This is a genomic window from Galbitalea sp. SE-J8, assembly GCF_030345695.1.
In the GTDB taxonomy this organism is placed as follows: domain Bacteria; phylum Actinomycetota; class Actinomycetes; order Actinomycetales; family Microbacteriaceae; genus JAUASV01.
In genome coordinates, this window is record NZ_JAUASV010000045.1 from 1 (window position 1) to 4,451 (window position 4,451).

Annotated in this window: 7 protein-coding genes; 2 read left to right on the forward strand and 5 right to left on the reverse strand. The window is 63.0% G+C overall.

Annotation, left to right across the window (positions count from 1 at the left end; translation table 11 throughout):
• Positions 1 to 182 precede the first annotated feature (182 nt).
• Positions 183 to 704: a TetR/AcrR family transcriptional regulator gene (locus QT381_RS15620; protein ID WP_289249952.1), complete on the reverse strand. Its 522-nt coding sequence runs from the start codon at positions 702 to 704 to the stop codon at positions 183 to 185.
• Positions 705 to 1,043: 339 nt separating this feature from the next.
• Here QT381_RS15620 and QT381_RS15625 point away from each other — a divergent pair, with 339 nt between their 5' ends.
• A complete protein-coding gene (locus tag QT381_RS15625) occupies positions 1,044 to 1,238 on the forward strand; it encodes a hypothetical protein (protein WP_289249953.1) in 195 nt (64 codons plus the stop codon).
• Positions 1,239 to 1,287: 49 nt separating this feature from the next.
• Here the strand turns inward: QT381_RS15625 and QT381_RS15630 are convergent, their stop codons facing one another.
• On the reverse strand, positions 1,288 to 1,590 hold the full coding sequence (locus QT381_RS15630) for a PIN domain-containing protein (protein WP_289249954.1): 303 nt from the start codon (positions 1,588 to 1,590) through the stop codon (positions 1,288 to 1,290).
• The gene (locus QT381_RS15635; RefSeq protein ID WP_289249958.1) at positions 1,587 to 1,820 is read right to left on the reverse strand and encodes a type II toxin-antitoxin system prevent-host-death family antitoxin; all 234 of its coding nucleotides are present in this window, start codon (positions 1,818 to 1,820) and stop codon (positions 1,587 to 1,589) included. The genes QT381_RS15630 and QT381_RS15635 overlap by 4 nt, the downstream gene beginning before the upstream one ends.
• A gap of 83 nt (positions 1,821 to 1,903) precedes the next feature.
• On the opposite strand from QT381_RS15635, the gene QT381_RS15640 reads away from it, so the two are divergent.
• Positions 1,904 to 2,188, forward strand: coding sequence for an XRE family transcriptional regulator (locus tag QT381_RS15640; protein WP_289249955.1), 285 nt, complete (start codon positions 1,904 to 1,906; stop codon positions 2,186 to 2,188).
• A 114-nt stretch (positions 2,189 to 2,302) separates the two neighbouring features.
• On the opposite strand, the gene QT381_RS15645 is transcribed toward QT381_RS15640, so the two are convergent.
• The gene (locus tag QT381_RS15645) at positions 2,303 to 2,911 is read right to left on the reverse strand and encodes a hypothetical protein (RefSeq protein WP_289249956.1); all 609 of its coding nucleotides are present in this window, start codon (positions 2,909 to 2,911) and stop codon (positions 2,303 to 2,305) included.
• Between the two features lie 625 nt (positions 2,912 to 3,536).
• Entirely contained in the window at positions 3,537 to 4,148 is a 612-nt protein-coding gene (locus tag QT381_RS15650) for a M23 family metallopeptidase (protein ID WP_289249957.1), read from the reverse strand.
• Positions 4,149 to 4,451: the final 303 nt, after the last annotated feature.

Consider the following 4,451-nt stretch of genomic DNA (forward strand, 5'->3'; position numbering starts at 1 on the left):
GTAACGATCAACGCCCTCGGGCACGACCTCACGGCAGCCACGCCGCCGGGCCCCGCAGCCACCGAGATCCTCGACGCCCTCCGCCGGACGAGAATCACGCACTAAATCGGCACGGTTCAGGCCTGATCGCACCCGCGGACCGCCATGGAACGACGGACCTCAGGGGGCGTTCCGGCGTCGGCTCAGACTCGAATGGCGCGATCGAACGCCGCTGAGAGCTCCGCCGCGGTCCGTGCGGCGCCGGCATTGCCCGAGTGCAGGTCGAGCACGTTGGCGTCGATCGCACCGCGCAGCGCGATGGCCATGACGTGGACATCGAACGCGCGCAGCTCGCCGGCGTCCTGCCCGGCTCGGAAGACCTCCTCCAGAAGCGAGATCGCCGCGGCACTGGCGGATCCGCCCACGCTTGCCGCGAGATCGACCGCAGCGCCGGCGACATCGAGATTCTGGGCGAGGAACTCGAAGTTGCTGGTGATGTAGGCGCGGACCTTCCCGCGCACCGAGGTCTCGGCGGCGATCCGCGGGCCCATGAACTCCGCCGCGCGTGCGACGACGTGCGCGAGCGTCTCCTCGAGCAGGATCTCGCGGCTGCCGAAGTGGTAGGAGATGAGCCGCGTGCTGCTCAGGCCGCCCTCCTCGACGACCTTGGCGAAGGACAGCCCGTGCGATCCCTCACGGGCGATCACGCGAACCGCGGCGTCCATGATCTGCTCTCGCCGCTGCCTGCTCGCGAGTGACGCGGAGGATGCCGGTCGTCGGCCTGCTGATCTCGTGCCCACGTTGACCGATCTTACCCGAACAGGTAACGTGTTACTCATGCAAGTAACAGATCGCACGTTTCCGCCGGCTTTTCCGGCACTCGGGCCGGGCGCCGGCTTCGCCGTCGTCGGCGGGCTCTGGCTGGCCATCCTCGGGAAGAGGGCGCGTCGGCGAGCGGCGCGAAGAGCGCTCCTGCTGGTGCCGCTCGCCGTCGGATTGTTCGCATCTGCCAAGAACCGTGACGTCCGCACGACGATGCGGCACGCGCAGGGGTCGGGTGCCCGATGAAGCGATCCGACAGCGGCGGCTCCCGCGCCCTCGGTGCCGTCGTGGTCCTGATCGGCCTGGAGATCGCGCTCGTCGCGCTCCTGACCGCCGTCGGGGTCAAAGGCGCTCCGGCCGTCGTGATCGTCGTCGTCTTCGCGCTCGTCGAGCGCGTCGCGTACGTCCTCTGGATCAAACAGGGGCGCCCGTCGTGACCGACGAACGCTCGCTCAGGACGTTGCGGAGCGCTTCGACCGGGCGCCTTCACAGCTCCCAGGGGTTGAGCGGTCGGACACCCGTGCGCCCGAATTCTTTGGTGTTCCGCGTGACGAGCGCGAGATCGTGAACGACCATTGGCCGTACATCTTCGTCAAGCCATAGGCGTAGCGGGCGTGCACCAACGGGATCTGCGCGTTCCTTTCGCTGGACCCCGCGCTCGAGTTCCAGCACCGTGATGACGCTGAGAGCGAGATCTCCGATCTCTTGTTCTCGCAACCAGGTCATCAACGACGGCGACCGCTTCAGTCGCGCATCACTGACGACGTTCGTGTCGAGCAGGTATCTCACAGATCAAGCCCACGGGGCGTTTCCACCCGACGCTCCGGCAGGTCGAGCTCGATGTGCTCGGTGCCCCGCGCCCACAGCCGGTCCCCCACGAGCTCTCGCTCGCCGGAGATCCGATCGAACTCCTCTGCCGTGAGCAACACGTGCGAGCGCCGGCCGTGATCGGTGATCGTGACCGACCCCCTCTCGGCCGCCCGCTTGGCCGCATCGGAACGGGTGAGACGACCAGGCAGTCGACGACCAACGCCTCGGCCTGGGCGCTGACCTCATCCGCGGTAAGCCGCAGAGCCCCAAGGAGTGACGACGTGCGCGCCAAATGCCCCGTCGACGAGACCGCTGTTGCCGCGCACGTCGCGCGGATGGTGGCCGAGGAGCGTGCCTACCGGCTCCGCGAGATCCGCGAGGGACGCAGAAGGAGCTCGCCGACCGCATGGCCATCACCCAGCCCAGGATCTCCGCGCTCGAAGCGGGAGACCTCGACCGCTCCGGCCTCGCAACCCTCACGTCCTACGTCGAAGCCCTCTGTGGCACCGTCGAAGTCACCGCCACCTTTGGCAACCGCAAGCTCGTTCTATCCTCTGATGGTTCGGCCGAGGTGTAGCGCCGTGGCAACCCACCTCTGATAGCAAGAAAGGTCAGCGCTTGCCGAATTCCATCAAAGAAGCGGGCTCCTGCCGACCGGAAGGATTCCGACTGGAGCTCCTCTTGCCTCTAGCTAACTAGAAGAACCGAAACCGTTTTGAAAAACCTCGTCCACGTGGTTTGAGGCGCACTTGCTTGCCACACTATAGGCGGCGTATCCATTGCCGAATACGAAGTTGGCGTTAGACGAACTCGACCCTGGGAGGTTATAGACGGCAACATGGTCATCACCGCTCACCCGGTCGGATTCGAGCAACCCGATCTTTTTCCTGTACTTGCTCGCCGCATCTTCCGACAACGGAGCAAATGCGTACGAGACGCAATGGGTGTTCAACGCAGTATTGACCCAATCACACGCGACCCCGCCGAATTCCACAAAGTCGCCAAACACATTTCCGGCAGCAACAGAACTGGCAGCAAACTCATCGCCAGAAAGCGTGTAGCCATCCGATTCGATCGAATCGACCGAGTCCGGGGACAGGAGATCGGAGCATGAGATACTCGTCGCATCGATACCCGTCGAAGTCGGCGTCGAAGTTGGTGTAGGTGTCGGCGTGAGAGCCGGCGTCGACGTAGCAGAAGCGCTCGGTGTGTCTGCTGACCCATCCGTTCCTTCCGCGCCGGGCGAGCCGGCGCGCCCCGCGCATCCTGACACCGTCAGTAGGATCGCCAAGGCGGGCATGACAAACATTATCGGTTCGAGCTTTGTGCGCATACCATTCTCTTTCTCTTAATTCTGCGAAGCCGCATTGACAATTTCGGGCAGAAGGTCCACTCGCACTCCGTCAACGGCGTACCCGTTATTGAGAGAATACGCCCACCAACCGCTTCCGAAAGCCCAGCCGCCGGGGATGCCCATGTCGCCGCCAACTTGCGAATACGTCACCGCACCGGGAGCGACGTCGGCCACAGATTTCGCGCCCGCCGCACCCAACTGTTCCTGCATCGATTCGGCCTGAACGGCAGCTATAGGCCCGTACCCGTACGCGAGTTCAATGTCGTCTCCCGGGACTCCCCAGCCACATAAATTCCCGCCATTCGGCACAAACTCACTGAGCGGACCAGCGTTGGGTCCGACCCGCTGAACGAACGAGTCATCTACTCTCCAGTCGAGCGACTTTAGATTGTCAGCCGTATCCGTATCCAGAGCGTTTTCACAGCTCTCTGAGCTTTCACTTGCGCCCGGAGGGGTGGGGCTGGAGGTTGGCGCCTGCACCGAACAAGCGGTGCCCACGCTCGCAAACGCCATCAGCATAGACAAGGAGATCAAGCAGACGCGCCATCGCTTGAGGCCCGTCGTGCTCACGCTAATAGTCGCTTCCCGGATAGCTGTCAAAAGCGTGGTGGTTCACGAGGAACGCCTTGGAGTTGAAGAAGTCGCTGTTCCATTTGTTCGTGGCCCAAGCCATCGTCATGCTCAGGTGGATGTGCGTCCCGGTGGGGCAATATCCGGTTTTCCCAGCGACGCCGATTTGATCGCTTTTATTGATATTGCCCGAAAACTGTGAAATGGAGTCGAAATGCGCATAAATCACTTTGACGCCATCGTCCTGCCGGACCTCTACCCAACGACCCATGCAAGTAGCATTCGATCCATCGTTCGAATAGTCGAGGATCTCGCCGTGCTGGAGAGCGTAAACAGGAAAGCGCCCATTCGACAGCGGCGCCGGGCTTAGCATCCAGTCCCAACCGGTGTGGAGACTTCCGATTGGTTCGTACCGCCCATCCCAGCCGTCCGCACAATACTTCCGCATCCAGTGGGCGTCCCCGTTGGTCGTGGTGAATGGCGGCCGGTACACCAGGTTGTTCGGATCCGCCGTGTTGTGGGCTTGGTCGCACGTCATTGCCTGTGCGGAAGCAGGCAGTCCGATTGTTGTGAGTCCGGCGAGTAATGCGGTGACAACGATCGCCGATGCCACGCGACCGCGCCGTCGAATCTTCTGCATAAATCCCCTGTCGGACCAGCGCGACTCGATCCGCGCTCCGTTTTTGGACTCTAGCGAAACTTAGGATCCCTTCGCAAGCATGCGACGGTCGGTCCGGGGTGAGTCCCATAGTGTGGTTTCGCTTCCCGCGGGGTCCTCGTCGTCGTTGACGTGGGAGGGGCCACCGTGGGATGACCAGTTGTTTCCGGCAAGAAGCAAAGAAGAGATCCCACGATGACCCAGCACCAGTCTGCCTTGACGACCCTGATCGGCGAAGTCCTCGCTGACCCCGACCTT

Coding starts and splice junctions, on each gene's coding strand:
- QT381_RS15620 (WP_289249952.1), bottom strand. CDS start 704: ATGGACGCCGCGGTTCGCGTGATCGCCCGTGAGGGATCGCACGGGCTG.
- QT381_RS15625 (WP_289249953.1), top strand. CDS start 1,044: ATGAAGCGATCCGACAGCGGCGGCTCCCGCGCCCTCGGTGCCGTCGTG.
- QT381_RS15640 (WP_289249955.1), top strand. CDS start 1,904: ATGCCCCGTCGACGAGACCGCTGTTGCCGCGCACGTCGCGCGGATGGT.
- QT381_RS15645 (WP_289249956.1), bottom strand. CDS start 2,911: ATGCCCGCCTTGGCGATCCTACTGACGGTGTCAGGATGCGCGGGGCGC.